This is a genomic window from Methanocalculus sp. (assembly GCF_029762515.1).
GTDB lineage: Archaea > Halobacteriota > Methanomicrobia > Methanomicrobiales > Methanocorpusculaceae > Methanocalculus.
This window is the reverse complement of the sequence record NZ_JARVGN010000242.1, coordinates 1-3,618: the sequence shown is the minus strand read 5'-3', so window position 1 is coordinate 3,618 and position 3,618 is coordinate 1. Positions and strand designations below refer to the sequence as shown.

Sequence of the window (3,618 nt, the reverse complement as noted above, 5' to 3'; positions counted from 1 at the left end):
GACCGGGTCCTCTCAGCAATACAGCCGGTGAGCGATCCGGCGGATGCAGCAGAACTGGCGCTCATCTGTGCAGAGCAGATAGCAGATGAGGATGAAGAGACCTGCCGGAGGATCGGATCCCATGGTGCTTTACTTCTCCCTGATGACTGCACTGTTCTGACACACTGCAATGCAGGTGCGCTTGCCTGTGCTGCATGGGGAACAGCGCTTGGGGTGATACGATCTGCATCAGAAGAGGGGAAGACTGTCCGTGTCATCTCCTGCGAGACGCGCCCACTCCTCCAGGGATCGCGGCTGACGGCATGGGAGCTCTCACGGGATGGAATCCCGGTGACAACGATCATCGACTCCGAAGCGGCATACCTGATGCAGAGAGGGGAGATTGACTGTGTGATCGTCGGCGCGGATCGGATCTGCACCGACGGTGTCTTCAACAAGATCGGCACCTACATGCATGCAGTCTCTGCTTCATACCACAAGATCCCCTTCTATGTGGCAGCGCCAAGATCAACCTTCGATTCTGAACACCGGATGGCGGATATCATCGTTGAAGAGCGTGGACGCGGGGAGATTGCCTCTCTCTTCGGCAGGACGACGGTTCCGGATGCTGTGCCGGTTGTAAACTATGCCTTTGACGGAACACCGTTCTCCCTGATAACCGCAATAATCACGGAAGAGGGTCTGATCCGACATCCGTTTGATCACCCCTGGCTCATGCCATAAAGCAAGGTGCTAAGGTCTCCTGTGTCATATATAAATCTACATATGTTCTTTGAGGATGAGATCTGGAACCGGCTGATGATACTGCTTGGGGAGGTCACCCTCTTTGTCGCTCTCTTCCTGATTTTTATCTCCATCGTCATGGCGATCCTGATCGGAACATCCATCCGTTCAGGACGTCTCTTCTTCCCTGCCCTTCTCCGCCCGTTTCTTGTCCTGATGGAAGGGTTTGTGAAGAGTATCTGCACCTTAATCGGGATCGAACCCGGAGAGCTTCTCAGGTTCTTAATACGCCTTGATAACCGGATGAATACCCAGGCGTTTGCTGCAATCCCTCCAAATGAGAGGGCGGTATTTCTGCCACAGTGCCTCAGATCAGCGCAGTGCCCGGCTCATCTCACACCGGAAGGGCTTGCATGCGTAGGATGTGGGAGATGTGAACTGGGTGCCGGCATCCCGAAGATGAAGGCACTTGGATACCATGTCTTCATCATACCAGGATCGACTTTTATCAAGCGGATGGTGCAGCAGTATCATCCAAAAGGGATCATCGGTGTCGGCTGCCTGATGGAGGTAAAAGAGGGGCTTGAGATGTGCAACCGGATCGGGCTTGTTGCAATGGGTGTTGTGACGGCAAAAGATGGGTGTGTCGAGACGATCGTTGACTGGCACGATCTCTTTGATGTTGCGACGATTGGGATCGATCCCTCTTCAGTCGCCGATTATCCTGACGTTTCGCCCCACAAGAGTGCCTGATGTGATCTTTCCATAGATCAGGACCGAATTTTCAGCTTTTACATCCCCTACCGTCACACCAGGCCTGAGGACTAAATCGCCGCCGGTTTCGACCGAATGGAGATGTGCCCGGTCGCAGATTGTTGCATTCTCATCCACGAGAAGTGGCCCTTTAATTCTGCTGTCTCTCCCGATAATGGCATTTTTACAGACAACTGCCCCCTCAACCGAGCATTCAGGTCCCATCTCAAGCGTGCCGTTTACCACAAGCCTGCCCCAGAAATGCGTCCGTTGTGGCACAATAAAATCACCGTGGATCCGGACATTCCCTTCGAAGAAGGATCCCGGTTCTGCGAGGTAGGTTGTTTTTTGTTTGTATATCCGCATATCTCCCCTCTCTACTTAACCAACTATTTCATTGGCATAAAGATATCTATTGCGCTTGCAATCAGGAAGATCAGGAGGGCGATATACATCATGTACTTCAGCTGCGTGGTGATTCCAAGCTCCCGGATACAGGCAGGTGTTGTGCACCTGACCGTCGGCCAGACCGATCCAAGGATGGCAAGATCGACAACTGCGATTCCTACAAGGTAGGGAAGCCCCCACCAGAGAACCGGGATGAAACTGACAATAACAGCTATAATGGCCGATCCAAAGGCAATTGTTCCGGATTTGCTGATCCCGATTACCATCGGGAGGGTGGTTGCCCCGCCTGCTGCATCCCCGTCGACATCCTCTGCATCTTTTAGGATCTCCCGGGCAAGGGTTCCAAAGAGGGTGATCCCGGCAAGCGGCAACGTAATTACCAGTCCGTCAACTCCGGCAAGCGCCCCGCCGAAGAGGAAGATGCTCCCGGAGAGATACGCAACGGCGATATTCCCAAAAAGAACGGTTCCTTTCAGGATACGGGCATAGAGGATGAGCAGTATGCTGTTGATGATCGCGATTGCAAGGCAGAGTGGATTGGTAAAGAACGCTGCCGATAGCCCTACGATGAAGAGGAGAGCGGCATAGAGGTATGCCGTCTTCACACTCAGCTCGCCAGAGGGGATTGGGCGATCCGGCCGGTTGATCGCATCGATTGCCGCATCACAGGCATCATTGATCGTATTTCCGGCGGCAGTGAGGAGAAGGGCTGCTGCTGCGAGGAGGAGTACCTCGGGGATCAGGGTTCCGGTGGCTATAAAGTATGCAAGGATTGCGGTTGCCCCTGAGATGGTGGCGTTTGCCGGCCTTATGATCCTGATTATGCCCGGAAGATGCATCTGGAAATGTATTGAACCTCGATCTATTTCGTCATTGCTCTCTCTGAGAGGCGGGTGTGGATCATCTTCACAAAGGGGATTGCAAGGTAGACTATTGTACTCCAGGTAGAACCGGCGAGGGCAACGGTGATTGCAATGATGGAGGCGATCGGGACGATCAGCGTCCTAACTGTTGTGATCCTGATCCGCTCCTGGTTGATTGTTGCTTTCAGGAGCCCTTTTCTGGCGGTATAGTGCCATATGAATGCGTAGATAATTCCAATCAGCAGAAGATTTGCTTCAAGAAATATAGGTGCGAGAGGGTCATCCCCATATTCGGTTGCGAGTGATGTCGAAAAGGGAATCAGGGCGATGAAGAGGAGTGAGATCCCCGATGACCAGAGGATCTTTGAGTCGATATGATCAACCACGGCAAATTGCCGGTGATGGACGACCCAGAGGATCATCAGCATTCCAAAGGCGAGTGCATAATGGTAGAGTTCAGGAAGAAGGCCAAGAACAAGTGATACTGCATCCGGGTATGTTGCGGTGGCAGGGACTTCAATCCCGAGGACCAGAATGGTCATCGCGATGGCAAACATACCGTCTGTCAGTGCTTCGAGTCGGTTCTTTGGAAATCTCCCCTCGATCGTATCTGACATCTGTTCCTCCTTAAGAAGAGAGACGGGCATGGAGGGATTTGAACCCCCGACCATTAGCTTAGGAGGCTAACGCCCTATCCTGACTAGGCCACATGCCCACTGACCAATATACTTCGGGTGACGAAGGTATAAGTTTTGCGAAAAACCAGAATTATTGATGAATTATGTGCAGGTCGTCGAGGGTACAACGCAGTTTCTGATACCATGGCAGGATGATGCTGCGCAGTTCCCCCCCGGCTCTGCACCGGTCTTCT

5 protein-coding genes and 1 tRNA gene are annotated in these 3,618 nt (G+C 52.7%); 2 read left to right on the top strand and 4 right to left on the bottom strand.

Annotated elements, in window-relative coordinates:
• Positions 1-723 (top strand): S-methyl-5-thioribose-1-phosphate isomerase (locus tag QCH34_RS08860; protein ID WP_300333010.1); only part of this gene is annotated, 723 nt, incomplete at its 5' end.
• Positions 724-765: 42 nt separating this feature from the next.
• Positions 766-1,476, top strand: a complete 711-nt coding sequence (locus QCH34_RS08855; protein WP_300333007.1) for a DUF116 domain-containing protein — start codon at positions 766-768, stop codon at positions 1,474-1,476.
• Here QCH34_RS08855 and QCH34_RS08850 read toward each other — a convergent pair.
• The 4 genes from QCH34_RS08850 to QCH34_RS08835 all read right to left on the bottom strand — a co-directional run bounded on the left by QCH34_RS08850 (position 1,432) and on the right by QCH34_RS08835 (position 3,462).
• On the bottom strand, positions 1,432-1,842 hold the full coding sequence (locus QCH34_RS08850) for a polymer-forming cytoskeletal protein (protein WP_300333004.1): 411 nt from the start codon (positions 1,840-1,842) through the stop codon (positions 1,432-1,434). The two genes, QCH34_RS08855 and QCH34_RS08850, sit on opposite strands and share 45 nt — an antisense overlap.
• A gap of 23 nt (positions 1,843-1,865) precedes the next feature.
• Positions 1,866-2,723, bottom strand: a complete 858-nt coding sequence (locus tag QCH34_RS08845; RefSeq protein WP_300333002.1) for a geranylgeranylglycerol-phosphate geranylgeranyltransferase — start codon at positions 2,721-2,723, stop codon at positions 1,866-1,868.
• A 23-nt stretch (positions 2,724-2,746) separates the two neighbouring features.
• Positions 2,747-3,364 carry a TMEM175 family protein gene (locus QCH34_RS08840; RefSeq protein ID WP_300332999.1) on the bottom strand — a complete coding sequence of 206 codons (618 nt, stop codon included), beginning with the start codon at positions 3,362-3,364 and terminating at the stop codon, positions 2,747-2,749.
• Positions 3,365-3,387: 23 nt separating this feature from the next.
• Positions 3,388-3,462 (bottom strand) — tRNA-Arg (locus QCH34_RS08835).
• Positions 3,463-3,618 lie beyond the last annotated feature (156 nt).

Coding starts and splice junctions, on each gene's coding strand:
- QCH34_RS08855 (WP_300333007.1), top strand. CDS start 766: ATGTTCTTTGAGGATGAGATCTGGAACCGGCTGATGATACTGCTTGGG.
- QCH34_RS08850 (WP_300333004.1), bottom strand. CDS start 1,842: ATGCGGATATACAAACAAAAAACAACCTACCTCGCAGAACCGGGATCC.
- QCH34_RS08845 (WP_300333002.1), bottom strand. CDS start 2,723: ATGCATCTTCCGGGCATAATCAGGATCATAAGGCCGGCAAACGCCACC.
- QCH34_RS08840 (WP_300332999.1), bottom strand. CDS start 3,364: ATGTCAGATACGATCGAGGGGAGATTTCCAAAGAACCGACTCGAAGCA.